We start from the raw sequence: 23,990 nt of genomic DNA on the forward strand, positions 1-23,990 counted from the left end.
TCAATTCATCGCCCTGCCATGACTACTTACTCCGAAATATCCAACGATGTTCTGCTGATGCGTCCGCACCAGGCGGTCGATCATGCGGCTGCACTCGACATTCAGGAGCGGATCAATATCCTGTCAGATACCAGGATCGATGCCCTCGTGCTCGACCTTAGCCAAGCGGCGCATGCATGCTCCAGCCTGTTGGAAGTCATACTTGACCTCGTCAACCGACCCGCCCCGATACAGGTCATGGTTATCGGAGCCAGCCAGCAATTCCAAAGCCTCATGCAACTGTGCGGCGTGCACGCACTTGTCAGCGAATATCCAACTGTCGAAAAAGCCCAGGATGCGCTGAAGCGCAGCAGGTACAGCGAATCCGAGCAACGTCTCGAGTTTGATGACGATAATGCGCTCAATGAAAGCGCATCCCTGCCGGACGACGATGATGACGAGGACTGGCATGCTTCCGATGATGATGATTGAAGCATGCCGAGGCGGAATAGATTGCATGGTCATAGCTCGATCTTGGCCAACGGTTGAATATTGACCTCGGCCGTCAATTCCTGATAAGAGAGCACCGGCAGCTCATACAGCTCCTGCTCGATCATCTTGCGCATGTAGCGCCTGATATCCATGGACGTCAACAGGACAGGACGCGAGGCTGCCATCGTTACATCGCCAACCGTGGCTTTGATTTTGTCGAGGAGCCTGCGTGATACGGACGGGTCAAGCGCAAGATAGGAACCCCCTGACGTCTGCCTGATTGCTCCGCGCACCGTATCCTCAACAGAAGGCGCCAGCAGATAAGCAGGCAGGATATTCTGGCCGCTGGAGTACTTGTGGCTGATGTGCCTTTTCAAGGCAACCCGCACATACTCCGTAAGCAGGACAGAATCTTTTTCCTTCTGGCCCCATTCAATAAGCGCTTCCATTACAGCCCGAATATTGCGTATCGAAATTTCCTCGCTTACCAACCGCTGAAAAATTTCGGCAATTTTATGAATCGGCAGTACGCGCTGAACCTCCTTGGCCAGTTCCGGGAACTCTGATTCGACCTCGGTAATCACGAGCCGCGCTTCCAAGAGCACACTCGGTGCCGCGATGCGGGCTGAAGCAAGGTCGGAAGACACCGCGCGCCGGACCGATATCCTGAACAACTTATCGAGCATGCATCTTTCCTCCTCCTTTCTGATGATGGTGGAAGAGTTTGAAATGAATCTGCAGGGCATCGCCAAGATGGGCAGCTTTAATGTTCCTCATGTCAACGGAAAAGCATTGATCAATGAACTGCTGGACATCATCGAATCCGGCAACGGCCAGCCCGCACAGTTTGAAAAGATGCTGAACCGCCTGGGGCTTGCGGACAATGCATCGGCGTCCATTGTGACGCTGCAGGGCGTCATCGGGATACTGCGCACCATGCCAGACCGCGCTTATCCGAGCTTGCGCGCCCTCACCCAGTTGAGGGAGGCGGCACAAACGGTGCTGGAAGCCGCGATCCTGCGCGAAGAGGAAGCCACGAGCTGAACCGGGATGGATTGGATACAGCAGACGATCAGGGAGTTTGGCATATCCAGAGGCCTGGGCGAACTGGCGTTCGAGTTCGACAGTATTCTGGAACTGCAACTGGAAAGCGGGGAACTGCTTGGATTTTGTTATATCCCGGAACTGCCGCTGCATGAAATGCTGGTCTACGCCAGCGCGCCCCTGCAGTTTGACCCGCTAGGTCAGTTCGAAGCGGCATTGCGTCTTGCGAACGGCCGTTCCAGCCCTTACGGCCAGGCGCAAACCGGGATACAGGAAGAACGCCTGGTGATGGCAATGCACCTGCCCGCGCGCGCCTTTGATTTGCCGCTATTGGACCAGACAGTCAACAGCTTGCTGGAAATGCAGTACAAGGCCGCGGCCGCCTGAGCGTCAGGGAGACCGCCAACACAAGCGTCCCGCGACTACGCGCTGAGGCACCCATGTCCGGTCCTGCGGCAGTGGTCGAAGGTCCCCATCCGAAAAGGCGCCCAGGCTTCCAACCGCATCCGGCATCAGCGTCAATGCGCTTGAAAGTCATTCCGCCGTTCAAACCACCTTTACCTGCAACCTGCCCAGCCCTGCGATCTCGCCGACCATGGTCTGGCCAGGCATGACAGCGCCCACGCCTTCCGGCGTACCGGTAAAGATCAGATCGCCCGGCTGCAGCTCGAACAGGGTCGACAGGTTGGCGATGGTTTCCGGCACCGACCAGATCAGGTGGGTCAGGTCGCTGGTCTGCCTGACTGCGCCATCGACGGTGAGGCTGATGGCGCCGCTATCGATGACTCCGGTTTGGGCAACCGGATGCACCGGGCCGACTGGCGCTGAAAAATCGAAGGCCTTGCCGATTTCCCATGGCCGCCCGGCTTCGCGCATGCGCATCTGCAGGTCGCGCCGGGTCATGTCCAGGCCGACGGCATAACCGTAGATGTGATTGTTGGCGTCTTCCACCGCGATATCCTTGCCGCCCTTGCCTATTGCCACCACCAGCTCGATTTCATAATGGAAGTTGGCAGTCTGCGATGGATAGGGAATCGTCGCAGCCTCGCCATCGGCCACCGGAACGATGGAAGCGTCATCGTTGGGCTTGCAGAAGAAGAATGGCGGTTCGCGGTCGGGATCGAAGCCCATCTCGCGTGCGTGGGCAGCGTAGTTGCGTCCGACGCAATAGACGCGACGCACCGGGAAGCTGGCCGCTTCTCCAGCAACCGGGAGGCCGACGATGGCTTGTGGGGGAATAACGTAATTGCTCATGATGGCCTGTGAAAAACGGTGACGGGTGAGGGACCGGCGGCGTGCCGCCTAGTCCGCGAATTCTTCGCGCAGTATGCCCAGCGCTTCGTGGATGGGACGGTCCGAATAGCTGAACAGCACTGCGCCCTCTTCCGTGGACAGGGACAGGGAAGCCCATGACGGCACCACGAAGACGTCCTGCGGCTCGAACTGGAAAGTCTGGTCGCCGACCTGGGCGCTGCCACGGCCTTCGGTGACGCAGTAGACGGTGCCGTCGGTCGAACGATGCGGCTTGCCCCTGAACCCCCTGGGCAGAAGCTGCATGCAGGTGCCGATGGTGGGCATGGCCCAGCCGCCGGTGGTGGGATTGATGTATTTCATCTTGATGCCGTGCCAGGCGTCGATTTCGCTGTTGCGCTCCAGCGCATGCAATGCCTCCCGCGTGCGGCTGTAGGGATAGCTGAAGATCGGCGAGGTCAGGCCGGTATTGACGCGGCGCACCGGCGCCATGTTCGCGCCGTAGCGGGCATAGCTGCTGCCTTCCGGATGGCGCACGGTCTGCGACTTGCTGACATCGTCGTTTTCGGCGAAACCGGCGTCGAAGAAGCGCACGGTCGGGATATCGAGGCCGTCGAGCCACACCACCGGCTCGGTGACGCCGTCCACGCCTTCATTGCCATGGTCATGCCAGCGCCACGACGGGGTGATGATGAAGTCGCCCGGATGCATGGTGGTGCGTTCGCCTTCCACCGTGGTGTAGGCGCCCTTGCCGTCGATGACGAAACGCAGCGCCGACTGCACATGCCGGTGCGACGGCGCCACCTCGCCGGGCAGGATCAGCTGCAGGCCTGCGTACAGCGACTGGGTGATTGCCGACTGCCCCGGAAGGCCGGGGTTTTCCAGTATCAGCACCCGGCGCACCGCTTCCTCGGCGGTGATCAGCTCGCCCGACTGCATCAGGAAAGGCTTGACCTCGCGGTAACGCCACAATGCCGGCACGCAAGCGGTGGTGGGGGTTTTGGGCACCAGCGCATGCAGCACTTCCCACAACGGCGTCATGTGATGCGGCCGGATCGACTCGTACAGCGCCCTGCGCGCAGGATTATCCTTGGACTGGTCCATGTTGTCTCCTCATCGGGAATGGCGGGATGATGGCAAAAGGCTTCTATCATGTAAATCTATGAAACTGCATAATCAACATTATGATTCGCAATAAAGGAGCAAGCCATGGCCCGGTTCGACATGGAACTGCTGGCGGTATTCGAGGAGATCTACAGCAGCGGCAGCATCACGCGCGCGGCTGAAAACCTGGGCATGGCGCAACCCACGGCAAGCATCGCTCTTTCCAGGCTGCGCCGCCATTTCGGCGACCCGCTATTCATCCGGACGCCGCGCGGCATGGAGCCGACGCCGCATGCGCTGGAGATCCTGGCGGACGTCCGCGCCGCCACCGCGGCGCTGCACAGCGCGTTGCGCCACAAGAAGGAATTCGCGCCGGAAAACAGCGAGCGCGAGTTCAAGATCTGCATGACTGATATCAGCGAGATCGTGCTGCTGCCCAGATTGCTGAATCACTTGAAACAGGCGGCGCCGGCGATCCGCATCGATGCCACCACGATTTCACCGGATACGCCAATGCAGCTGGCAAGCGGCGAAGTCGACCTGGCGGTGGGCTTCATGCCGCACCTGGAAGCGGGGTTTTACCAGCAGAAGCTGTTCGACCAGAACTTCGTCTGCCTGCTGGCAGCCGACCATCCGCGCATCACGGACGCGTTGACGCGCAAGGCTTTCCTGAATGAAGGCCATGTGCTGATCAAGAGTTCCGGCACCGGGCATTCCATCGTGGAGAAGAGCCTGCATGCGAAAGGCATCCAGCGCAGCATTGTGCTGAAGGTGCCAAGTTTCCTGGGCGTGGCCAGGATCGTCGCGCAAACGGAGTGCATCGCCACCGTGCCGCAGCGCTTTGGCAGCGCCATGGTGCAGCAGGAAAACGTCAAGATGCTGCCGGCGCCGGTGAAGCTGCCCGATTTCTCGGTGAAGCAGCACTGGCATGAGCGCTTCCATGCCGACCCGGCCAACCAGTGGCTGAGGAAGGTGGTGGCGCAACTGTTCCTGGATTAGGCCACCGCCACCAGCCGGTCCAGCCTCTCGCCATCGGCCAGCAGGCTTTCGCTGCTGCCTTGATGCACGATGCGGCCGCGGTCCAGCACGACGGCCTGCCGGGTGATCGACAGCGCCAGCCGCGCATGCTGCTCGACCACGATCACCGACAGGCCTTCCTCGCTGATGAGCTTGCGGATGACCCGCATCAATTCCTGGACGATGATGGGCGCCAGGCCCTCCATCGGCTCGTCCAGCAACAGCAGCTGCGGATTGGTCATCAGCGCGCGGGCAATGGCCAGCATCTGCTGCTCGCCGCCGGAGAGCTGGTTGCCCATGTTGCCGCGCCGCTCCTGCAGCCGCGGAAAGATGTCGTAGATGCGTTTCAGGTTCCACGGTCCCGGGCGGGCAACCACCGTCAGATGCTCTTCCACAGTCAGCGAGGGAAACATGTGGCGCTCCTGCGGCACCCAGCCCAAACCCGCCTGTGCGCGGCGGTGGGTGGGGACGCGGCCGATGTCGGCGCCGCGCCAGCGGATCGTGCCGGCATGCAGCTGGGTCAGCCCCATCAGCGTAGTCAGGAGCGTGGTCTTGCCCACGCCATTGCGGCCCAGAAGCGCCAGGCTGTCGCCTTCCTGCATCGCCAGGCTGACGTCTTCCAGCACCACCGATTCGCCGTAGCCGGCACTCACCCTGTCCAGCGCCAGCAGCTCAGCCATGCTCCGCCTCCCCCAGATAGACTTCCTTCACGCGCTGGTCGGCGGCAATCTGCTGTGGCGTGCCTTCGCACAGTACCCTGCCGCCCACCAGCACCGTGATGCGCTCGGCAAACTTGAATACCAGGCCCATGTCATGCTCGATGAACAGCACCGTGACGTCGCGCGGCAGCCCTGCGATGACTTCGAACAGTTCTGCGCTTTCCGCCGACGGTATGCCCGCCGCCGGCTCGTCCAGCAGCAATACCCTGGGACGGGTTGCCAGCGCCAGCGCAATTTCCACCAGCCGCTGCTTGCCATAAGGCAGGCTGCGGCTGACGACATCGGCGTCGCGCTCCAGCTTCAGTCCAGCCAGCAGCGCCATGGCTTCGTCGGCCTGGGCGCGCTGCCGCGCCACCGTCTGGTACCAGACGCGATGGCGGCCGTCGCGCTCGCAGAGCGCCAGCATCACCGACTCCAGCACGGTCAGGCCGGCGAACAGGGTGTTGATCTGGAAGGTGCGGGTCATGCCGCGCTTGACGCGGACATGCTGCGGCAGGCCGGTGATGTCTTCGTCGCCGAGGAAGACCTGGCCCGAGGTTGGCGCGAAACCGCCTGTGAGCAGGTTGATGAAGGTGGTCTTGCCGGCGCCGTTGGGTCCGATCAGCGCATGCCGCGCGCCGGGGGCGAAGTTCAGGCTGATGTCGCTGTTGGCGTTGAACGCGCCCCATTGCTTGGACAGGCCCTGGGTGCGCAATGCGATGCCGCTCATGGCCGTGCTCCGTTGCGATTCTTCTTCAGCAGGGGCCCTGCCAGGCGCTCCAGCCCGCCCAGGATGCCGCCGCGGGCAAACAGCACGATCACGATCAGCAAGAGGCCGATCCAGAACTGCCAGTAAGCCGGGTTCAGGCCGGCGATGTAGTCCTGCGCCAGCATGAAGACAATGGCCCCGACCAGCGCGCCATACAGCCGGCCGGTGCCGCCCAGCACCAGGATGATCAGCAGTTCGGCGGAACGGGCGAAGCCCAGCGAGTCCAGGCCGACGAACTGGGTGGTCTGCGCCAGCAGCGCGCCGGCCACGCCAGCGACGGCGGCGCCAACGGTGAAGATCGCAGTCAGGCGCTTATTGACATCGGCGCCAATGGCCGGCATCCGCCTTCCGCCTTCCCGTATGCCCTTCAGCGAAAGGCCGAACGGCGAATTGACCAGGCGGCGCAACACCACGAACAGCAGGAACAGCACCGCGAAGCTGTAGATGAAGGCGGTCTTGCCGGCCAGGTCGAACTCGAACACGCCGAGCAGCTTGCCGACCATCATGCCGGAAAGTCCGTCAACACCGCCCGTGAGGAAGGCCGCCTTGTTGGCTGCTTCGAACAGCATCAGGCCGATGCCCAGCGTGACCATCAGGCGGGTCAGGTCCTGGCCGCGCACGATCAGGAAACTCACCAGATAACCCGCCAGGGCCGAGACGGCGGCGGCGGCGAACAGGCCGCTGATGGGCTCGCCCCAGCCATGCACCGCCAGCAGGCCGGCGGTGTAGGCCCCCAGCCCGAAGAAGGCCGCATGGCCGAGCGAGACGATGCCGGCATATCCCAGGATCAGGTCGAGCGACATCGCGAACAGGCCGACGATCATGATCTGGCTCACCAGCACCAGGTAACCCGGCGCCAGGAAGTAGGCCACTGCCGGCAGCAGCCAGAACAGGATCTCCAGCGGCTTCCAGCGGCCGTCGGCCAGGCCGTGGCTGACGGCGGGCGCCGGGCTCATGAGCGCCTCCCTATCAGGCCGTTGGGGAACAGCAGCAGCAGGATCACCATCAGCGCATAGATCACGAAGGCGCCGATGTCGGGCACGTAATACTTGCCCGCCACGTCGAAGATGCCCAGCACGATGGCCGCCAGCAGCGGTCCCTTGATGGTGCCGGCGCCGCCCACGGCCACCACCAGCAGGAAATACACCATGTACTTGATCGGGAAGGTCGGATCCAGTCCCAGCACGTCAATGCCCAGAGCGCCACCCAGGCCGGCCAGGCCGGAGCCCAGCGCGAAAGTGAGCGAGAACACGCGGCTGACATTGATGCCCAGGCCGGCCGAGGCCTGCTGGTTGTCGACCGAGGCGCGGATCTGCGCGCCGAAACGGGTGCGTTCGATCAGCCAGCCCAGCGCCAGCGTGACCAGCACCACCACGCCGATCAGGAACAGCCGGTAGCTGCCCACATCCAGGCCGGCGATATTGACCTGGCCACGCAGCCAGTCCGGCAGCTGCACCGGCTGCTGCGACGGCCCGAACAGATAGGTTGCGCCGGCCACCGACATGAAGGTCAGGCCGATGGAAAACAGCACCTGGTCCAGGTGGCTGGCCTTGTACAGCCGGCGGTACAGCGTGCGTTCGAGGACGAAGCCGACCGCGGCGCTGGCGGCGAAGGCCAGCGGCAGGGTCAGCAGGAAAGGCATGCCTAGGCGCGACAGCAGGGTCACGCAGACGAAGCCGCCCAGCATCGCAAAGGCGCCGTGGGCCAGGTTGACAAAGTTCATCAGTCCCATCGTCACCGACAGGCCGACGCTGATCAGAAACAGCAGGCTGCCGTAGGCAACGCCGTCGAACAGCACGCCGATCAGATTGCCCATGCCCGGCCCCTGTTGCGCCCGGCCGCCCGGGCCGCCGAGCCGGGTATGGCGCGCCTCCTCATTGCCAGCATGATGTCTCGCTCCAGTCTCTTTATCGTTATTGATCTTGGAAACGCGGCCCGTCAGGCCGCGGGTACAGCACCGGGCGATTGCCCCGTTCTACTGCGTGCCGCCGGCATCTGCGCTGGCATCCATCTCGCGGAACACTTCCTGCGCCGTCGCAAAGGCCGAATTGGCCGCAGGCACGCCGCAGTAGATTGCGGCCTGCAGCAGCGCTTCCTTGATCTCGTCGCGGGTCACGCCGTTGTTCGAGGCCGCGCGCAGGTGCAGTTTCAGCTCCTCTTCCCGGTTCAGCGCGACCATCATGCAGATGGTCATCAGGCTGCGGGTATGGCGCGGCAGGCCGGGACGGGTCCATATCTCGCCCCAGGCATAGCGGGTGATCATGTCCTGGAATTCCGAGGTCAGTTCGGTCCTCTTCGCCTGGGCGCGGTCGACATGGGCATCGCCCAGCACTGCGCGCCGCACCGCCATGCCGGCGGCGTGGCGTTCCTTGTCATCCATGGCTTGCTCCTCGTTCGATGGCTGACAGGCTGTCAGGCGGACAGGAAGTCGACCAGCGCGGTGGTGAACTGTTCCGGCTGCTCCCAGTTCGACAGGTGGGCGGCATCCAGTTCGACATAGCGGGCGCCGGGTATCGTGTCTGCGGCGGCGCGGCCGTCGGCCGGCGGCGTGGCCAGGTCATGGCTGCCGGAGATCACCAGCGTGGGCACGCGGATGGCGGCGATCTCGCTGCGCTGGTCCATGTCGCGCACCGCCGCGCAATTGGCGGCATAGCCCTCCGGATCGGTGGCCAGCAGCATGCCGCGCACGATGCAGACCTGCTGCGGCTCGCGCTGCTGGAAGCCGGGCGTGAACCAGCGGTCGATCACGGCGCCGGTAATGGCGTCCATGCCTTCGGCGCGGACCTTGTCGATGCGGGTATTCCATACGTCGGGCGTGCCGATCTTGGCGGCGGTATTGCACAACGCCAGGCGATCGATGCGCTCGCCATGGTGGGTGCCCAGCCACATGCCTATCATGCCGCCCATGGACAGGCCGCAGAAATGCGCGCGCTGTATGCCGAGCTGGTCCATCAGGGCCAGCACATCGCCGCCGAGCTGGGCGATGGTGTAAGGCCCGGCCGACACATCGGACTTGCCGTGGCCCCGGCAATCGTGCCGCAGCACCCGGAAGCGCTGCAGCAGCGCCGGCATCTGCGGCGCCCACATCTCCAGGCTGGTGCCCAGCGAATTGGACAGCACCAGCACCGGTGCGCCTTCCTTGCCCTCGATCTCGTAATGCAGCTTCACGCCGTTATGGCTGATGGAACCCATGCTTCATTCTCCTGCGTGTGTTGTGTCGGTTGCGTTGATGTTGTCGGTTGCGCGTGGCGGCCGGCTGCGTGCATGACTGGCCAGCACGCGGTCGACGAAGGCGCCAGCCTCGCCGGTGTAATTGGCCGGATCGAACAGCCGGTCCAGCTCTTCGGGCGACAGGTGCCGGCTGAGTTCGGCATCCCCGCCGATCACCTCGCGCAGATGCCTTTGCCCGGCCGCGGCGCGGGCGCTTGCCTGCTCCACCAGCTTGTGAGCGGCCATGCGGCCTATGCGGGCGCCCAGCGCCAGCATCACCGCTTCGCCCATGATCAGGCCGTGGGTAACGTCGACATTGGTCCGCATGCGCTGCGCATCGACCACCAGGCCGGCCGCCACGTCGCGCATCTGGCGCAGCGCGCCTGAAGTGAGCAGCGCGATGTCAGGCAGCGTGTCCCATTCGGCCTGCCAGCCGCCCAGCGCCCGCTCATGCTCCTGCACCATGCCGGACAGCATGGTCGACACCAGGCCAGGCACCCGCACCGCGGCGCTGAGCGCCACCGCGCAGCCGACCGGATTGCGCTTGTGGGGCATGGTGGACGAGCCGCCGCGGCCGGGCGCGGAAGGCTCGGCAAGCTCGGCCACGTCGGTCTGCATCATCAGCGACAGGTCGCGCGCCAGCTTGCCCAGCGTGCCGGTGATCAGCCCCATGACGGTGGCGGCTTCGGCAATCCGGTCGCGCTGGGTATGCCAGGGCAGGTCGGGCAATGACAGGTTGAGCTGCTGCGCCAGCGTGGCGGCCACCGCCAGTCCGTGGCCGCCCAGGCTGGCCAGCGTGCCGGCGGCGCCGCCGAACTGCAGCGCCAGCGCGCGGCCGCGCAGTTCCTGCAGACGCTGCCGGTGGCGCAGCACGGCATCCAGAGAGCCGGCCAGCTTCAGGCCCAGGCTGGTGGGCAGCGCATGCTGCATCCAGGTGCGCCCGATCATGATGGTGTCGCGGTGTTGACGGGCCAGCACGGCCAGCGCATCCGCCAGCGAGGACAGGTCCGCATCCAGCAGGTCCAGCGCGTCGCGCAGCTGCAGAACCAGGCCGGTGTCGATCGCGTCCTGGCTGGTCGCGCCCCAGTGCACATACTTGCCGGCTTCCTCGTCCTGCTGAAGCACCACCGCCGTCAGCTGCTTGACCAGCGGTATGGCCAGGTTGCCGGCCGCCGCGGCGGCATGCGCCAGCCCCGGCAGGTCCAGCCCCGACGCATCGCAGCAGGCGACGATGGCAGCCACCGCCGCCTCCGGAATTACGCCATGCGCCGCTTCGGCCCGTGCCAGCGCGGCTTCGAAATCGAGCATGCGCTGCACCGCCTGGACGTCGGAGAACACATGCAGCATCTCGCCGCTGGCTGACATCGGGCCGGTCAGCGTGAAGGCCGTTTCAGCGCCCTGCTCAGACATCGAGGAACACGGTTTCCGGACGGCCGCCCGGGCCTTCCTGCAACACGATGTCGAACTGGTAGCTGCCGGCCTGGCCCGAAGGCGAAGGTTGCGCGATCAGCGTGGCGCGGCGCTCGGCCGGCACCGCGTTGAGCAGCGCGTCCCCGGCATGGCCTGCGCCATCCGGAAAATAAATACGGGTCACCAGATGCTTCAGCAGTCCGCGCGCAAAGACAGTCACCGCGATATGCGGCGCCTGCATGCTGTCGCCCGGACCGGGCACTGCGCCCGGCAGGATGGTGGAAAAACGAAAGTGGCCGGTGGCGTCGGTCGGCGCCCGGCCGAAGCCGCGAAAGCCCGATGCCGCGCCAGGCTGGCCGGCGCCGGCATAGTTGCCCTGGGCGTCGGCCTGCCACAGTTCGACCAGCGCGTCGGTCACGGGCGCGCCATTGCCGTCGTACACCCGGCCTTCGATGCCGATGCGCTGGCCCGGCACGCCGGGGCCGGCCATCTCGGTGGTTTTCAGCCAGTCGGTCCCGATATGCAGATAGGGACCGATGGTCTGCGAGGAAGACATTTGCAGGCTCATCTCATTTCTCCATCGGGGTGGCGTCGCGGCCGCGCAGGATGATGTCGAAGCGGTAGCCCAGCGCGTATTCCGGATTGGTGGTTTCCCAGTCGAAGGTGGAGACCAGCCGGTTGCGGGCGCGCTCGTCGGGGATGCTGGTAAACATCGGATCGTATGGCAGCAGCGGGTCGCCGGGGAAATACATCTGCGTTACCAGGCGCTGCGCGAAGGCATTGCCGAACAGCGAGAAATGGATGTGCGCCGGCCGCCATGCATTGAAATGGTTGCGCCACGGGTAGGCGCCCGGCTTGATGGTCAGGAACTGGTAGCGTCCATGCTCATCGGTCATGGTGCGGCCGCCGCCGGTGAAGTTGGGGTCGATCGGCGCATCATGGTTGTCATTCTTGTGGGGATAGCGGCCGGCCGCATTGGCCTGCCAGATCTCCACCAGCGAATGCTTCACCGGCCGGCCGTTTTCATCCAGCACGCGGCCGCTGACGACGATGCGCTCGCCGATCGGGTCGCCGGCATGCTGGTGCGTCAGGTCGTTGTCGCCGGCCTTCATCTCCTCATGGCCAAACACCGGGCCGCTCACTTCGGTCAGCGTCTGCGGCAGGATGATCAGCGGCTTGCTCGGCGCGCGCTTGACCGTCGAACCATACGGCGGATACAGATAGTCCGGCTGCGTGCCGTGAAACGGCCGCCGGTACTGTGCCTGATTGGCCATGAGGTTTCTCCGCTAGTACTTAGACGCGCTCGATGACCATCGCAATGCCCTGCCCCACGCCGATGCACATGGTGCACAGCGCAAAGCGGCCGCCGGTGCGGTGCAGCTGGTACATCGCGGTGGTGACCAGGCGCGCGCCGCTCATGCCCAGCGGATGGCCCAGCGCGATTGCGCCGCCATAGGGATTGACGCGCGGGTCATTGTCGGCCACGCCCAGTTCGCGCAGCACGGCAAGTCCTTGCGCGGCGAAGGCTTCATTGAGCTCGATGATGTCCATCTGGTCTATCGTCATGCCCAGTTGCGCCAGCAGCTTCTTGGTGGCGGGCGCCGGGCCGATGCCCATCACCCGCGGCGCGACGCCGGCGGTGGCCATGCCGACGATGCGGGCCCGCGGCGTCAGGCCATGGCGGCTGGCGGTGGCTTCATTGGCCAGGATCAGCGCGCAGGCGCCGTCGTTGACGCCGGAAGCATTGCCGGCGGTGACGGTGCCATCCGGGCGCACCACGCCTTTCAGCTTGGCAAGCGCCTCGATGCTGGTGGCGCGCGGATGCTCGTCCTGCTCGACCGTGATCGGCTCGCCCTTCTTCGGACGGATCACGACCGGCGTGATCTCTTCGGCCAGCGAGCCGTTCTTCTGCGCGGCAGCCGCCTTGTTCTGGCTGGCCACGGCGAAGGCATCCTGGTCTTCGCGGCTGATCTTGTAGTCGGTGGCGACGTTTTCGGCGGTCTCGGGCATCGAATCGACGCCGTACTGCGCCTTCATCAGCGGATTGACGAAGCGCCAGCCTATGGTGGTGTCAAAGATGTTGGCGCTGCGCGAGAAGGCGCTGTCGGCCTTGCCCATCACGAAGGGCGCGCGCGTCATGGACTCGACGCCGCCGGCGATCATCAGGCTGGTCTCGCCGGACTTGATGGCGCGGGCTGCGGTGCCCACGGCGTCCATGCCGGAGCCGCACAGGCGGTTGATGGTGGCGCCGCCGATTTCCTGCGGCAGGCCTGCCAGCAGCAGCGCCATGCGCGCCACATTGCGGTTGTCCTCGCCGGCCTGGTTGGCGCAGCCGTAGATCACATCCTGCACCGCGGTCCAATCCACGTTGGGATTGCGCTCCATCAGGGCGCGCAGCGGAATGGCGCCAAGGTCGTCGGCGCGTACATCCTTCAGGGCGCCGCCGTAACGGCCGATGGGGGTACGGATGGCGTCGCAGATAAAGGCTTCAATCATGGTGTTGTCTCTTTGTGGTTGTGTATTCAGGCGGCGCGCAGCAGGGGCACGCCGGTCAGTTGCTGCAATTCCTCGAAGCTGATGTCGGACAGGATTTCCCGGACCGCGAGGCCATCGGGAGTCACGTCCAGCACCGCCAGGTCGGTATAGATGCGCGAGACGCAGCCTATGCCTGTCAGCGGATAAGTGCAATGGGCCACCACCTTGCTTTCGCCGCCCTTGGTCAGGTGCTCCATCATCACGTAGACCTGCTTGGCGCCGAGCGCCAGGTCCATCGCGCCGCCGACCGCGGGAATCGCATCCGGCGCGCCGGTATGCCAGTTGGCAAGGTCGCCCGTGGCCGACACCTGGAAGGCGCCGAGCACGCAGACGTCGAGATGGCCTCCGCGCATCATGGCGAACGAGTCGGCATGGTGGAAATAGCAGCCGCCGGTCAGTAACGTCACTGGCTGCTTGCCGGCATTGATCAGGTCTTCATCTTCCTCGCCGGGCGCCGGCGCCGGGCCCATGCCGAGCAGGCCGTTCTCGCTGTGCAGGAAAATCTCGCGGTCCTGCGGCAAGTGGTTGGCCACCAGGGTCGGCAGGCCGATACCCAGATTGACATACGCGCCTTCATGGATGTCGCGCGCAACCCGCGCCGCCATCTCGTTTCTGCTCAGGCGTTTCATGCGGCCTCCTGTTTCACCACGCGTTGCACGAAGATGCCGGGTGTGACGATGTTCTCCGGGTCCAGCTCGCCCAGTTCGACGATCTCGGACACCTGGGCGATCGCGCACTTGGCGGCCATGGCCATGATGGGCCCGAAATTGCGGGCGGTCTTGCGGTAGACCAGGTTGCCCCAGCGGTCGCCGCGCAGCGCCTTGATCAGCGCGAAGTCGGCATGGATAGGCGACTCCAGCACATAGTGGCGGCCGTTGATGAGCCGGGTTTCCTTGCCTTCGGCCAGCAGCGTGCCGTAGCCGGTTGGTGTAAAGAAGCCGCCGATGCCGGCGCCGGCGGCGCGGATGCGCTCGGCCAGGTTGCCCTGGGGCGTCAGTTCCAGTTCGATCTCGCCGGCGCGGTAGAGTCCGTCGAACACATGGGAATCCACCTGACGCGGAAAGGAACAGATGATTTTCCGCACCTGCCGTGCCTTGAGGAGCGCCGCCAGGCCGGTGTCGCCGTTGCCGGCATTGTTGTTGACGATGGTGAGATCGCGCGCGCCCTGGGCTATCAGGGCATCGATCAGCGCGGCAGGCATGCCGGCGTTGCCGAAGCCGCCAATCATCACGGTGGCGCCGTCATGAATATCGGCAACGGCCTCTTCCAGCGACGGAATAATTTTGTTGATCACGGGACACTCTTTCTGCGAGACAGGAACGAATGGTGATGGAAAGTTAAATCAGTTACGGAACACGGCAACAACATATTTCACATTCCTTAACAACAATCGTAACGGTTAATCAGGGAACGTAAAATCCGGACCTTGCTATTCTGTAACGATTAACCTCAAGTGGCCATACTTGATCCATCACTTCGGTGCTAACATCGAATTTGTTCGATAAACGAACAAATGTTTGGTAATAGAACGCTCGCTGAGTTTTTCATACGACAATAGCAATCGTCAAGGCGGCACGCCGAATAGTGTGCGGTGGCCGAACAACTTAAAACCATTCTTTCATCAGGGCGAGGACCAACATGCAAGCACTATCGGAGCCTAATGTCGTGGAAAACCCGGCATTTCAGTCGGACAAGTTAATGACCATCGCGCAGGAAATCGAGGCAATGACTGACCCCAGTTTCATGACCTCGCTGGCGCGGGGCCTGGCGGTGGTGCGCGCTTTCAGCGACCAGCGACGCAGCCTGACCATTGCCCAGATCAGCCATCGAACGGGCATTCCACGTGCCGCCGTGCGGCGCTGCCTGTACACCCTGAAGCGGCTTGGCTATGCCGACTCGGAAGCGAACAACTTCTTCCTGAAGCCCAAGATCCTGTCCCTCGGCTATTCCTACCTTTCCTCGACGCCGCTGACCGTATCCGCACAGCCCTGCCTGAACAACATCAGCCGTTCTCTCAATGAATCCTGCTCGCTGGCGGTGATCGACAACGATGAAGTGCTGTACGTGGCGCGTTCGGCCACGTCGCGGGTGATGTCGATTGCGCTCAACACCGGCAGCCGGCTGCCCGCCTACTGCACGTCGCTGGGTCGTGTGCTTCTGGCCAGCATGTCGGAGGACGCGCAGCGCGAGTATTTCGAAACGGCGAAATTGCGGGCCTATACCGAGCGCACCGTGGTGTCGGCGGCGCGGCTGCGGGAAATCCTGAGCGAGGTGCGGGTGTCGGGCTACGCGGTGGTAGAAGAGGAACTTGAAGTGGGCCTGCGCTCGATCGCGGTGCCGGTGCGCGGCGCCTCGGGCGTGGTGCATGCGGCGCTGAACGTGGGGGCGCAGGCAACCAGGGTGTCGACGCGGCAGATGGAGGAGGAGTTCTTGCCGGTGCTGAGAAGGGGGGCGCAGGAGTTGTCGGTGTTGTTGCCTTGAGGCGCTGCTGGCAAAAATCTGATCAGGCGGGTGAATGACCGGTCAAGACATTGAATACGAAATCTACAGCGTGAATCCGATGCTAGGCAAAGGAGCAGAATATCTACACTGATCAGCTTGGTTAGCCGGAAAAATCATGCAATGGAAAATGTTTTGATTCCAGTTTGATGCATGTCGATCAAAAGCCCCGAAAACCTGGCTGGTTTTCGGGGCTTTTGTTTTTAGTCCTGCCTTTATCTAACAGCCAAGTCTCGATCAGCATGTTGACGGGCTTGATCCAAGTTTCCAATTGAAGTGCTGCCTCCAGCTCGCAAGCTTCTTGAACAAACGGGATCAATTACCCCTCGGCCTTGTGCTACGGCCGTGATGCTATCTATTTGCCAATAGTGGCATCGGTTTTGGCAATGACTATTGCAGCAGCATAGCGCGGTCGGTTACCAATTTCATATAACGATAAACGAACAAAAACAGCAGAACTATTAGGTACCGCAGATGATGAGGCGGCGGCTTTCACTTCTTTATACCTTAAGGAAAATCATGGTTAATTACCGTCGCCTATTCATTCGAAAAGCCCCCCGGGTATTGGGCCTCTGGTGGTCATTCGGATGCCAACACCTTATTTTGGTGTTGTGCGTCGTCGCAGCGTTCACATGTGCAGTGACTACGAATGCAGTTGCTGCTGCTCTTTCCCAAGGTATGGTAACTGCCTGGGGAAGTAACGATTATGGACAGAGCACCGTTCCGGACCGGCTGGAGGACGTGACAATGATTGCCGCCGGCAACAACCATAGCCTTGCATTGAAAGCCGATGGAACGGTCGTGGCCTGGGGAAATGACAATTTTGGGCAAACAGTTATCCCCGCCGGGCTAAAGGACGTGAAAGCCATTGCCGCCGGCGGCGGCTATAACCTTGCATTGAGAACCGATGGCACCGTCGTGGCATGGGGATCTAACGGTTCTGGGCAGAGGGATATCCCGGACGGGTTGACAGACGTGAAAGCCATTGCCGCCGGCGACGGCCATAGCCTCGCATTGAGAACCGATGGCACCGTCGTGGCATGGGGATCTAACAAGTATGGGCAGAGGAATATCCCGGATGGGTTGACAGACGTAAAAGCCATTGCTGCTGGTCGAAACCACAGCATCGCATTGAAAACAAATGGCACGGTCGTGGCATGGGGAGATGACATAGACGGCCAGAGTACTGTTCCGGACGGGCTGGAGGACGTGGCAGCGATTGCCGCAGGCAGCTTCCATAGCCTCGCATTGAAAAGCAATGGCATGGTCGTGGCATGGGGATCTAACAACTCTGGTGAGCGGACTGTCCCGGCGGCCGCGCTCATGGGGGTAAAAGCCATTGCTGCCGGCGGCGCCAGCAGCCTGGCATTGAAAACCGATGGCACCATCGTGGAATGGGGAAGCAATTTGTTCGGAGCGCGTGTTGTTCCGGGCGGCCTGACGCGCGTGATTGCCATTGCCGCAGGTTCTTTCCACAGTCTGGCTGCTACCTTAACCTACACCTTCAGCGGCTTCCTGCCCCCCGTCAACAATCCTGATGTCGTCAACCTCGGCAAGGTTGGCCGCACTTATCCGATCAAATGGCAACTAAAGGATGCCGATGGCAACTTCGTCACTTCCCTGGCCGCCATCAAGTCCATCACGTTCAAGCCAGTTCAGTGCGGCGCATTCACCAGCGCACAGGCCGGTGCGCTGGAGGCGGAAACCAGCGGCAGGAGCGGGCTCGGCTATGACGACATCAGCAACCAGTACCAGTACAACTGGGCTACGCCGTCGGCAGGTTGCTATGTGCTTTTCCTAAGCCTGGATACCGGGCAAGTCCGGCAAGCCTATTTCAACTTCAGGAATTGAGCGCGGTGGGCGCCCATTGCACAAACCTTGGATTCGCGACAAAGGTGTAAAGCGGCATCATATGCCTCAAAAAAGCCGCGGGAAAGAAAAGCGAAACGCCCTGAAATCGTTGATTTTCAGGGCGTTTCATCTCCAGCAGACTGTCACGTTACAGCCAGACACAGGCATTGAAGACCACCATCGCCGGGGTCTCCAACGCGCCATTCAAGCTGGCGTTCGTCCCAGCGTTAATCCAGCAGATCCTTCATGTCATCCGCATGCTCTTCTTCCTGCTGCATGATACGCACCAGCATCAGCCGGGTGGTGGGATCGGAGTCGCCAATTTTTTCGATCATCTGTCGATAGGATTCGATCGCCACCCGTTCCTCGATCAGGTTGGCCTTGATCATCGCGCGGATGTCGTCCGACTCGTCGTACTCCGCATGGCTGCGCTCGGACAGCGTGCGCGGGTTGAAATCGGGGTCGCCGTTGAGCTGCACGATGCGCTCGGCGATCATGTCGGCATGGGCTTCCTCTTCCTTCGCATGCTCGAGGAATTCCGCCTTGATCGATGTGTTTTCCAATCCGGTGGCGGTGTAGTAGTGACGCTTGTAGCGCATGACGCAGACCAGCTCGGTGGCCAGCGCTTCATTGAGCATGGCGATGATGCCTTCGCGATCGCCCTGGTAGCCGGAGCTGACTGCGCCTTCTTCCGCGGTGCTGGTGGCGGCGGCGCGTATTGCCGCCTTGTCGAGCTTGCCAACAGTGTTTTCTGAATTCATGGTCTATTCCTGGTAAGCATGTTGAATGATGTGCCGCGCCTGTTACGGGCGGCTTGCCTTGCAGATCAGGCATCATCTTCTGCGCAAGCGGCGGCTGCGTCGGTACGCCAACGAACATAAGCGGACGCCCCTGTCGGCGTTCCAGGCCGGCGTCCAGCAAGCGCCGCCATTTCAGCCAGGCGCCCGGACTTGCCAGACTTGGATCGCGCTAGTAGCTCACCCGGTACCGATAGCCACGATAATTCAGCACCATCTCGCTGGGCAGCAGCTTTTCCAGCGTCAGGCCGTCGGCCAGCTGATCGCCTTCCCGGCGCAGCCGGTTGTTGATCAGCACCGAGCGGTCAGCCGGATTGCTTGCATACAGATAGCCGTTAATGGCAATCGGCGGGATTTCGCGCTGGATCTGCGCCGGCAATTCCTGCAGCAGCGCAATCCGTTCCGGCGCGGGCGTGGCGGCAGGGTTCGCGGCCGGCGCGGTTTCGCCCATCCTGCGCGCCGGCTTGGCAGGCGGCGGCGGGGAAACGGCGGGCGCGGCGGATGCGGGAACGGGCGCTGTCGGCGCAGACCGGGCTGCTGGCGCTGGCGTTGGCGTTGGCGTTGGCGTTGGCGTTGGCGTTGGCGTTGGCGTCTGTGCCGCTGGTGCGGCGGCGCGGGCTGCACCCTCCTCCGTGCGCATGGCCACCTGCGGCGTCAGCCCGGCCGGCGTGACGGGCTGACGCTGCGTTTGCGCAGCCGGCCACAGCAGCACCGCTCCCAGCGCCAGCGCAGCGAGCGCGCCCGTGATCCACAGCCACTGCCTGGCCGGTGCGCGCGGCGCAATCGTCGGCAACGGCTGCGCGTCAACGCCGGGAACGGCGCCGCGCGCGCGTTCGGCCTGGGCTTTCTTGAGCGCTTCGAGTATGTAGGACATGGTTATTTTTCCTGCGCCAGCGCGCCGGCTGCACGTTGCGGCTCCGACAGCTGCGGCTCCGGCACGCCGCTGGCGCCGTTGATGGCCATATAGGTCTTGGGCCCGATTACGCCATCGGGCGCCAGGCCCTGCGCCGACTGGAAGGCGCGCACTTCACGCGACATGGCGGCATCGTACTGCCGGCCAGGCGCGGGCTGCTCGTAGCCGTTGATCACGGCCAGGCGTGCCGCGATCCAGTCCACATCCGGCCCCTTGTCGCCGGGCCTCAGGTGCGCCCGGAACTCGGGCGGCGCGCGCCACAGCGTCAGGAAGCGGCCAGGCATGCGCCGGCCCAGCGCCACCAGGCTCACCAGCCTGACCTGGTTGCCGATGCGCAGGCCGGCGCCGGCATTGCCCAGCGCGACCAGCGGCAGGTAGTGCTGCACGCCCGCATTGTCGCGCAGCGTGACGATGGCCGGCCGGCTCAGCTGACGCAGCTCGGCCAGGCCGCCGGCAGACTGGAAGCAATGCAGGCCGGCCGCCAGCGCCGCCTTGCACGGCTCGCCCTCGCCAAGCTCCACCTGCCACAGGCCGGCCAGTTCCGCCAGGCCGGCAAATTCCTGCGTGGGTGCGTTCTCCAGCAGTCCGCCCAGTTCGGTCAATACCGGCATCAGCGCTGGCTCGCCGGGATGGGCATCGGGCGCTGCCGGCGCCGCCGCCGTGGCTGGCGGCTCCGCCCGGCTGGCCACTTCCGGCTCCGGCATGGCAGCCGGCGCCGGCACGGACGAAGGCGCCTGGGCTTGCGTCGCGGGATGCAGCAGGCTGGCGGCATCATGCCAGTTGACGCCGCCGGCCACCATCGCGCCGCCGGCAAGCGCCGCCAGCACCGCCGCAATCGCATACGGCCGGTAAGGATGCTGCCCGGCAGGCCCGTGGTCGGCGCCGAACACTTCCCGTGCCGCCGCGCGCAGGATACGCCGGTCCACCTGCCGCACCTCCAGCGCATAAGCGCCCAGCAGCGCGCGGTCGCACAGCAGGTTGATGCGCCTGGGCACGCCGCCGCTGATGCCGTGTATCAGCCGCGTCAGGCGCGGCGGGAAAGGCGTTGGCCCGAGCAGGCCGGCGACCGCCAGCCGATGGCTGATATAAGCACCGGTCTCCCGCACGGACAAGGCATCGAGGTGGTAACGGGCGATGATGCGTTGCGCCAGCTGTTCCAGTTCGGGCCGGGCCAGCATGTCGCGCAGTTCCGGCTGGCCGATCAGGATGATCTGCAGCAGCTTGCGCTCGCTTGTTTCGAGGTTGGTCAGCAGCCGCAGCTGCTCCAGCACGCTGAAGGACAGGTTCTGCGCCTCGTCGATGATGAGCACATTGTTGCGTCCCTCGGCATGGGCGGCCAGCAGATGCTGGTTCAGCCTGTCGACCAGGTCCTTGACCGAAGCGTCCGGCGGCGGCGCCGGCAGGCGGAATTCCTCGCAGACCGTGCGCAGCAGCTCGATTGCCGTCAGCCTGGGATTGAAGATGTAGGCCACATTGCAGTTGGCCGGCACCTGCTCCAGGAAGCAGCGGCAGACCGTGGTCTTGCCGGCGCCGATTTCCCCGGTCAGCAGCACGAAGCCGCCGCCGGCATCCACCCCGAACAGCAGATGCGCCAGCGCCTCGCGGTGACGCTCGCTCATGAACAGGTAATGCGGGTCGGGGGCGATGGAAAACGGCGCGTGCCTGAGCTGGAAAAATTGCTTGTACATGGTTGGCATGGAAATGAAGCGGCAAGGCTAACATGAACGGCAGCCAGGGCGAAGCACGGCGCACTGGAACGAGATGCAACGTGCCGGCCGCCAGCGAATCCGCGGGCCGCTTGCATGACGGAGTCGCCGACATTAAGCTTGCCCGCCTTTTGTACGGAATGTCCGATGCGCTTGCCCTTCCCTCACTTCCTGTTCCGTTTGACGGCGCTGCTTGCGCTGTCGGCCTGCGCTTCCGCGCCCAGGCCGCCTTCCTTCACTGGCAAGCCAGTCACCGTCTACGCCGCCGGCGACATCGCCGACTGCCGCTACCGCGCGCCGCAGGACAGTGGCGCCGCCGCCACCGCAATGCTGGTGAAGGCCGGCCTCGCGGCCGATCCCGGCGCAATGGCGCTGACCCTGGGCGACCATACCTACCCGGTCGGCCTGCCCGCCGAATTCAACGACTGCTACCACCCCACTTGGGGACAATTTCGCGAAAGCACCCTGCCGGTGCCGGGCAACCATGAGTACTACACGGCCGGCGCGCCGGGCTACTACGCTTACTTCGGCGCAAGGGCGGCGCAGGAACAAGGCGGCTATTACAGCGTCCAATTGGGAAAGTGGCATGTGATCGGCTTGAACAGCGCCCTGGACGGCGCGGCGGCCGGGGCGCAACTGGCCTGGCTCAGGAACGATCTGGCGCGCCATCCGGCGCGATGCACCCTGGCAATGCTGCACCATCCGAGGTACAGTTCCGGCGGCCACGCCAGCAATCCGGCGATGGCCCCGCTTTGGCAGGCACTCGTCGCGGGCGGCGTGGAACTTCTGCTTTCCGCGCATGACCACAATTACGAGCGCTTTGCGCCGCAGGACGCGGCCGGACGGCGCGACGACGCGCTTGGCATGCGCCAGTTCGTGGTCGGCACCGGCGGCGCGATGCTGACGCCGGTGCGGCTGGACCGCGCCAACAGCGAGGTGAAGGACAATTCGGTGCATGGCGTATTGCGGCTGGATTTATTCGACACTGGCTATACATGGGAATTTCTGCCCGTCGCCAGCGAGGCCAGCCCGCCCTTCACCGACCGCGGCGCCAGCACCTGCCACTGACGGCACAGACCAATCCAAAACAAGCATTCACCAGGACGACCCAGCATGCATATCGAAGAATCCGTCAAGCTCGACTTCAAGGATGTTCTGATCCGCCCGAAGCGTTCGACGCTGACCTCGCGTTCCGAAGTCGACATCCACCGCGATTTCGTGTTCCACCATTCGCGCCGCACCTATCACGGCATTCCCATCATCGCCGCCAACATGGACAGCACCGGCACCATGGAAATGGCGCGCGCGCTGGGCGAGCATGGCCTGTCGGCCGCGCTGCACAAGCATTATCCGGAAGAGGAGCTGGTGACCTTCTTCCGTTCGCTGCAGCAGGAAGGCCGTCCGGAATCCACCGCCTTCTACTCGATGGGCATCGGCAAGTCCGACTACGAGAAGTTCGAGTCCGTGATGGCCAAGAGCGGCTCTGCGATTGCCTATGTCTGCATCGACGTGGCCAACGGCTATACCGAAGGCTTCATCAACTTCGTGAAGAAGGTGCGCGGCAATTACCCGCACCTGACCATCATGGCGGGCAACGTGGTCACTGGCGACATGACAGAGGAACTGATCCTGGCCGGCGCCGACATCGTCAAGGTCGGCATCGGCCCCGGCTCGGTCTGCACCACCCGCAAGATGACGGGCGTGGGCTATCCGCAGCTGTCGGCCGTGATCGAATGCGCCGATGCGGCCCACGGCCTGGGCGGCCAGATCTGCGCCGACGGCGGCTGCGTGGTGCCGGGCGACCTGGCCAAGGCCTTCGGCGGCGGCGCCGACTTCATCATGCTGGGCGGCATGCTGGCCGGGCATGACGAATGCGCCGGCGACCTGGTCGAGCGCGACGGGAAGAAGTTCAAGCAGTTCTACGGCATGAGCAGCCGGGTGGCGATGGAAAAATATGCCGGCGGCGTGGCCCGCTATCGCGCCAGCGAGGGCAAGGAAGTGCTGGTGCCGTCACGCGGGCCGGTGGCCGACACCCTGCAGGACATCCTGGGCGGCGTGCGCTCGGCCTGCACCTATGTCGGCGCCCACAAGCTCAAGGAACTGACCAAGCGCACCACCTTCATCCGCGTGACCCAGCAGTTGAACGAAGTCTTCGGCAAGTCGTAAGGGGCCAGGGAAGGCATGGCCGCATCGCCCGCATCGCTGCGCCTGTTCTTTGCGCTGTGGCCGGATGAGGCCACGCGCAGCGCACTGGCCGGGCTGCTGCCGCCCGGCCAGTCGGGAAACGGCCGGCCGACCGCACCCGAAAACCTGCACCTGACCATGGCCTTCCTGGGCATGCAGCCGACCCAGGTGCTGCCGGCGCTGGAACGGGTGCTGCAGGCGATTGACTTCCCGGAACTGCGCCTGCAGCTGGATTGTTACGGTTATTTCCAGCGGGCGCGGATTGCCTGGCTGGGCATGGAGCATCCGCCGCCGGCATTGCTGGACCTGCAGCGTGAGCTGTCGGCCGCGCTACGGCAATGCGGTATCGGCCACGACAGGGAATCGGCCTTCCGGCCGCATGTGACGCTGGCGCGCAATGCGCCGTCGGCGCCGCGCGGCAGGGAGCCGGCGATTGTCTGGCAGGCGCCGCAACTGGCGCTGGTGCAGTCCACCACCACGCAGCGCGGACCGATCTACGAAGTGCTGGCGCAGCGCGCGCCGGGCTGAGCG

The 23,990-nt window shown here is 63.9% G+C and carries 27 protein-coding genes; 9 read left to right on the forward strand and 18 right to left on the reverse strand.

What is annotated here, in order from left to right; translation table 11 throughout:
* Nucleotides 1-18: 18 nt before the first annotated feature.
* Nucleotides 19-471, forward strand: coding sequence for an STAS domain-containing protein (locus IGW04_RS08925; protein ID WP_194712720.1), 453 nt, complete (start codon nt 19-21; stop codon nt 469-471).
* A 29-nt stretch (nt 472-500) separates the two neighbouring features.
* On the opposite strand, the gene IGW04_RS08930 is transcribed toward IGW04_RS08925, so the two are convergent.
* Nucleotides 501-1,157 carry an FHIPEP family type III secretion protein gene (locus IGW04_RS08930; RefSeq protein WP_323744836.1) on the reverse strand — a complete coding sequence of 219 codons (657 nt, stop codon included), beginning with the start codon at nt 1,155-1,157 and terminating at the stop codon, nt 501-503.
* On the opposite strand from IGW04_RS08930, the gene IGW04_RS08935 reads away from it, so the two are divergent.
* Nucleotides 1,156-1,515: a TyeA family type III secretion system gatekeeper subunit gene (locus IGW04_RS08935; protein WP_228526954.1), complete on the forward strand. Its 360-nt coding sequence runs from the start codon at nt 1,156-1,158 to the stop codon at nt 1,513-1,515. The two genes, IGW04_RS08930 and IGW04_RS08935, sit on opposite strands and share 2 nt — an antisense overlap.
* A gap of 6 nt (nt 1,516-1,521) precedes the next feature.
* Nucleotides 1,522-1,902 carry a type III secretion system chaperone family protein gene (locus tag IGW04_RS08940; protein WP_194712722.1) on the forward strand — a complete coding sequence of 127 codons (381 nt, stop codon included), beginning with the start codon at nt 1,522-1,524 and terminating at the stop codon, nt 1,900-1,902.
* A 159-nt stretch (nt 1,903-2,061) separates the two neighbouring features.
* Here the strand turns inward: IGW04_RS08940 and IGW04_RS08945 are convergent, their stop codons facing one another.
* Complete coding sequence (locus IGW04_RS08945) at nt 2,062-2,769, reverse strand: fumarylacetoacetate hydrolase family protein (protein ID WP_194712723.1); 708 nt, start codon at nt 2,767-2,769, stop codon at nt 2,062-2,064.
* 48 nt (nt 2,770-2,817) lie between these two features.
* Nucleotides 2,818-3,870 (reverse strand): gentisate 1,2-dioxygenase, encoded by a 1,053-nt coding sequence (gene gtdA, locus IGW04_RS08950; RefSeq protein WP_194712724.1) that lies wholly within the window; start codon nt 3,868-3,870, stop codon nt 2,818-2,820.
* 105 nt (nt 3,871-3,975) lie between these two features.
* Between gtdA and IGW04_RS08955 the strand changes: the two genes are divergently transcribed.
* A complete protein-coding gene (locus tag IGW04_RS08955) occupies nt 3,976-4,869 on the forward strand; it encodes a LysR family transcriptional regulator (RefSeq protein WP_194712725.1) in 894 nt (297 codons plus the stop codon).
* Here IGW04_RS08955 and IGW04_RS08960 read toward each other — a convergent pair.
* From IGW04_RS08960 to IGW04_RS09015, 12 genes are all read right to left on the reverse strand, one after another.
* Entirely contained in the window at nt 4,866-5,567 is a 702-nt protein-coding gene (locus IGW04_RS08960; RefSeq protein WP_194712726.1) for an ABC transporter ATP-binding protein, read from the reverse strand. The two genes, IGW04_RS08955 and IGW04_RS08960, sit on opposite strands and share 4 nt — an antisense overlap.
* Nucleotides 5,560-6,315 carry an ABC transporter ATP-binding protein gene (locus tag IGW04_RS08965; protein WP_194712727.1) on the reverse strand — a complete coding sequence of 252 codons (756 nt, stop codon included), beginning with the start codon at nt 6,313-6,315 and terminating at the stop codon, nt 5,560-5,562. The genes IGW04_RS08960 and IGW04_RS08965 overlap by 8 nt, the downstream gene beginning before the upstream one ends.
* A complete protein-coding gene (locus IGW04_RS08970; RefSeq protein ID WP_194712728.1) occupies nt 6,312-7,310 on the reverse strand; it encodes a branched-chain amino acid ABC transporter permease in 999 nt (332 codons plus the stop codon). Before IGW04_RS08970 ends, IGW04_RS08965 begins: the two co-directional genes overlap by 4 nt.
* A complete protein-coding gene (locus IGW04_RS08975; protein WP_194712729.1) occupies nt 7,307-8,170 on the reverse strand; it encodes a branched-chain amino acid ABC transporter permease in 864 nt (287 codons plus the stop codon). Before IGW04_RS08975 ends, IGW04_RS08970 begins: the two co-directional genes overlap by 4 nt.
* A 159-nt stretch (nt 8,171-8,329) precedes the next feature.
* Nucleotides 8,330-8,734 carry a 4-carboxymuconolactone decarboxylase gene (gene pcaC, locus IGW04_RS08980; protein ID WP_194712730.1) on the reverse strand — a complete coding sequence of 135 codons (405 nt, stop codon included), beginning with the start codon at nt 8,732-8,734 and terminating at the stop codon, nt 8,330-8,332.
* Between the two features lie 32 nt (nt 8,735-8,766).
* Nucleotides 8,767-9,546 carry a 3-oxoadipate enol-lactonase gene (gene pcaD / locus IGW04_RS08985; RefSeq protein ID WP_194712731.1) on the reverse strand — a complete coding sequence of 260 codons (780 nt, stop codon included), beginning with the start codon at nt 9,544-9,546 and terminating at the stop codon, nt 8,767-8,769.
* A 3-nt stretch (nt 9,547-9,549) separates the two neighbouring features.
* On the reverse strand, nt 9,550-10,974 hold the full coding sequence (locus tag IGW04_RS08990) for a 3-carboxy-cis,cis-muconate cycloisomerase (RefSeq protein WP_194712732.1): 1,425 nt from the start codon (nt 10,972-10,974) through the stop codon (nt 9,550-9,552).
* Entirely contained in the window at nt 10,967-11,542 is a 576-nt protein-coding gene (gene pcaG, locus IGW04_RS08995) for a protocatechuate 3,4-dioxygenase subunit alpha (RefSeq protein WP_194712733.1), read from the reverse strand. Before pcaG ends, IGW04_RS08990 begins: the two co-directional genes overlap by 8 nt.
* A 1-nt stretch (nt 11,543) precedes the next feature.
* Nucleotides 11,544-12,248: a protocatechuate 3,4-dioxygenase subunit beta gene (gene pcaH, locus IGW04_RS09000; protein ID WP_194712734.1), complete on the reverse strand. Its 705-nt coding sequence runs from the start codon at nt 12,246-12,248 to the stop codon at nt 11,544-11,546.
* A gap of 19 nt (nt 12,249-12,267) precedes the next feature.
* Complete coding sequence (gene pcaF / locus IGW04_RS09005) at nt 12,268-13,470, reverse strand: 3-oxoadipyl-CoA thiolase (RefSeq protein ID WP_194712735.1); 1,203 nt, start codon at nt 13,468-13,470, stop codon at nt 12,268-12,270.
* A 26-nt stretch (nt 13,471-13,496) separates the two neighbouring features.
* Nucleotides 13,497-14,138, reverse strand: a complete 642-nt coding sequence (locus IGW04_RS09010; RefSeq protein WP_194712736.1) for a CoA transferase subunit B — start codon at nt 14,136-14,138, stop codon at nt 13,497-13,499.
* Entirely contained in the window at nt 14,135-14,803 is a 669-nt protein-coding gene (locus IGW04_RS09015; protein ID WP_194712737.1) for a 3-oxoacid CoA-transferase subunit A, read from the reverse strand. Before IGW04_RS09015 ends, IGW04_RS09010 begins: the two co-directional genes overlap by 4 nt.
* 404 nt (nt 14,804-15,207) lie before the next feature.
* Between IGW04_RS09015 and IGW04_RS09020 the strand changes: the two genes are divergently transcribed.
* Nucleotides 15,208-15,990, forward strand: coding sequence for an IclR family transcriptional regulator domain-containing protein (locus IGW04_RS09020; protein WP_194712775.1), 783 nt, complete (start codon nt 15,208-15,210; stop codon nt 15,988-15,990).
* Between the two features lie 537 nt (nt 15,991-16,527).
* Nucleotides 16,528-17,859: a PxKF domain-containing protein gene (locus IGW04_RS09025; protein WP_194712738.1), complete on the forward strand. Its 1,332-nt coding sequence runs from the start codon at nt 16,528-16,530 to the stop codon at nt 17,857-17,859.
* 227 nt (nt 17,860-18,086) lie between these two features.
* On the opposite strand, the gene IGW04_RS09030 is transcribed toward IGW04_RS09025, so the two are convergent.
* From IGW04_RS09030 to IGW04_RS09040, 3 genes are all read right to left on the reverse strand, one after another.
* Nucleotides 18,087-18,620, reverse strand: a complete 534-nt coding sequence (locus IGW04_RS09030) for a ferritin-like domain-containing protein (RefSeq protein ID WP_194712739.1) — start codon at nt 18,618-18,620, stop codon at nt 18,087-18,089.
* A 208-nt stretch (nt 18,621-18,828) separates the two neighbouring features.
* Complete coding sequence (locus IGW04_RS09035) at nt 18,829-19,530, reverse strand: general secretion pathway protein GspB (RefSeq protein WP_194712740.1); 702 nt, start codon at nt 19,528-19,530, stop codon at nt 18,829-18,831.
* Nucleotides 19,531-19,532: 2 nt separating this feature from the next.
* Entirely contained in the window at nt 19,533-21,257 is a 1,725-nt protein-coding gene (locus IGW04_RS09040; RefSeq protein ID WP_194712741.1) for an ExeA family protein, read from the reverse strand.
* Nucleotides 21,258-21,422: 165 nt separating this feature from the next.
* Here IGW04_RS09040 and IGW04_RS09045 point away from each other — a divergent pair, with 165 nt between their 5' ends.
* The 3 genes from IGW04_RS09045 to thpR are packed head-to-tail and all read left to right on the forward strand — an operon-like array spanning nt 21,423 to nt 23,987.
* Entirely contained in the window at nt 21,423-22,343 is a 921-nt protein-coding gene (locus tag IGW04_RS09045) for a metallophosphoesterase family protein (protein ID WP_194712742.1), read from the forward strand.
* A 45-nt stretch (nt 22,344-22,388) separates the two neighbouring features.
* Nucleotides 22,389-23,441, forward strand: a complete 1,053-nt coding sequence (locus IGW04_RS09050; RefSeq protein ID WP_194712743.1) for a GMP reductase — start codon at nt 22,389-22,391, stop codon at nt 23,439-23,441.
* Between the two features lie 15 nt (nt 23,442-23,456).
* Entirely contained in the window at nt 23,457-23,987 is a 531-nt protein-coding gene (thpR, locus tag IGW04_RS09055; protein WP_194712744.1) for an RNA 2',3'-cyclic phosphodiesterase, read from the forward strand.
* Nucleotides 23,988-23,990 lie beyond the last annotated feature (3 nt).

It is taken from the genome of Noviherbaspirillum soli (genome assembly GCF_015352955.1).
Lineage (GTDB): Bacteria > Pseudomonadota > Gammaproteobacteria > Burkholderiales > Burkholderiaceae_D > Noviherbaspirillum_A > Noviherbaspirillum_A soli.

Coding starts and splice junctions, on each gene's coding strand:
- IGW04_RS08960 (WP_194712726.1), bottom strand. CDS start 5,567: ATGGCTGAGCTGCTGGCGCTGGACAGGGTGAGTGCCGGCTACGGCGAA.
- IGW04_RS09020 (WP_194712775.1), top strand. CDS start 15,208: ATGACCATCGCGCAGGAAATCGAGGCAATGACTGACCCCAGTTTCATG.
- IGW04_RS08975 (WP_194712729.1), bottom strand. CDS start 8,170: ATGGGCAATCTGATCGGCGTGCTGTTCGACGGCGTTGCCTACGGCAGC.
- pcaG (WP_194712733.1), bottom strand. CDS start 11,542: ATGAGCCTGCAAATGTCTTCCTCGCAGACCATCGGTCCCTATCTGCAT.
- IGW04_RS08935 (WP_228526954.1), top strand. CDS start 1,156: ATGCATCTTTCCTCCTCCTTTCTGATGATGGTGGAAGAGTTTGAAATG.
- IGW04_RS09025 (WP_194712738.1), top strand. CDS start 16,528: ATGGTTAATTACCGTCGCCTATTCATTCGAAAAGCCCCCCGGGTATTG.
- IGW04_RS09040 (WP_194712741.1), bottom strand. CDS start 21,257: ATGTACAAGCAATTTTTCCAGCTCAGGCACGCGCCGTTTTCCATCGCC.
- IGW04_RS09030 (WP_194712739.1), bottom strand. CDS start 18,620: ATGAATTCAGAAAACACTGTTGGCAAGCTCGACAAGGCGGCAATACGC.
- thpR (WP_194712744.1), top strand. CDS start 23,457: ATGGCCGCATCGCCCGCATCGCTGCGCCTGTTCTTTGCGCTGTGGCCG.
- pcaD (WP_194712731.1), bottom strand. CDS start 9,546: ATGGGTTCCATCAGCCATAACGGCGTGAAGCTGCATTACGAGATCGAG.
- IGW04_RS09010 (WP_194712736.1), bottom strand. CDS start 14,138: ATGAAACGCCTGAGCAGAAACGAGATGGCGGCGCGGGTTGCGCGCGAC.
- IGW04_RS08925 (WP_194712720.1), top strand. CDS start 19: ATGACTACTTACTCCGAAATATCCAACGATGTTCTGCTGATGCGTCCG.
- IGW04_RS09035 (WP_194712740.1), bottom strand. CDS start 19,530: ATGTCCTACATACTCGAAGCGCTCAAGAAAGCCCAGGCCGAACGCGCG.
- pcaF (WP_194712735.1), bottom strand. CDS start 13,470: ATGATTGAAGCCTTTATCTGCGACGCCATCCGTACCCCCATCGGCCGT.
- IGW04_RS08990 (WP_194712732.1), bottom strand. CDS start 10,974: ATGTCTGAGCAGGGCGCTGAAACGGCCTTCACGCTGACCGGCCCGATG.
- pcaC (WP_194712730.1), bottom strand. CDS start 8,734: ATGGATGACAAGGAACGCCACGCCGCCGGCATGGCGGTGCGGCGCGCA.
- IGW04_RS08945 (WP_194712723.1), bottom strand. CDS start 2,769: ATGAGCAATTACGTTATTCCCCCACAAGCCATCGTCGGCCTCCCGGTT.
- IGW04_RS08940 (WP_194712722.1), top strand. CDS start 1,522: ATGGATTGGATACAGCAGACGATCAGGGAGTTTGGCATATCCAGAGGC.
- IGW04_RS08965 (WP_194712727.1), bottom strand. CDS start 6,315: ATGAGCGGCATCGCATTGCGCACCCAGGGCCTGTCCAAGCAATGGGGC.
- IGW04_RS09045 (WP_194712742.1), top strand. CDS start 21,423: ATGCGCTTGCCCTTCCCTCACTTCCTGTTCCGTTTGACGGCGCTGCTT.
- IGW04_RS08955 (WP_194712725.1), top strand. CDS start 3,976: ATGGCCCGGTTCGACATGGAACTGCTGGCGGTATTCGAGGAGATCTAC.
- IGW04_RS09050 (WP_194712743.1), top strand. CDS start 22,389: ATGCATATCGAAGAATCCGTCAAGCTCGACTTCAAGGATGTTCTGATC.
- gtdA (WP_194712724.1), bottom strand. CDS start 3,870: ATGGACCAGTCCAAGGATAATCCTGCGCGCAGGGCGCTGTACGAGTCG.
- pcaH (WP_194712734.1), bottom strand. CDS start 12,248: ATGGCCAATCAGGCACAGTACCGGCGGCCGTTTCACGGCACGCAGCCG.
- IGW04_RS08930 (WP_323744836.1), bottom strand. CDS start 1,157: ATGCTCGATAAGTTGTTCAGGATATCGGTCCGGCGCGCGGTGTCTTCC.
- IGW04_RS08970 (WP_194712728.1), bottom strand. CDS start 7,310: ATGAGCCCGGCGCCCGCCGTCAGCCACGGCCTGGCCGACGGCCGCTGG.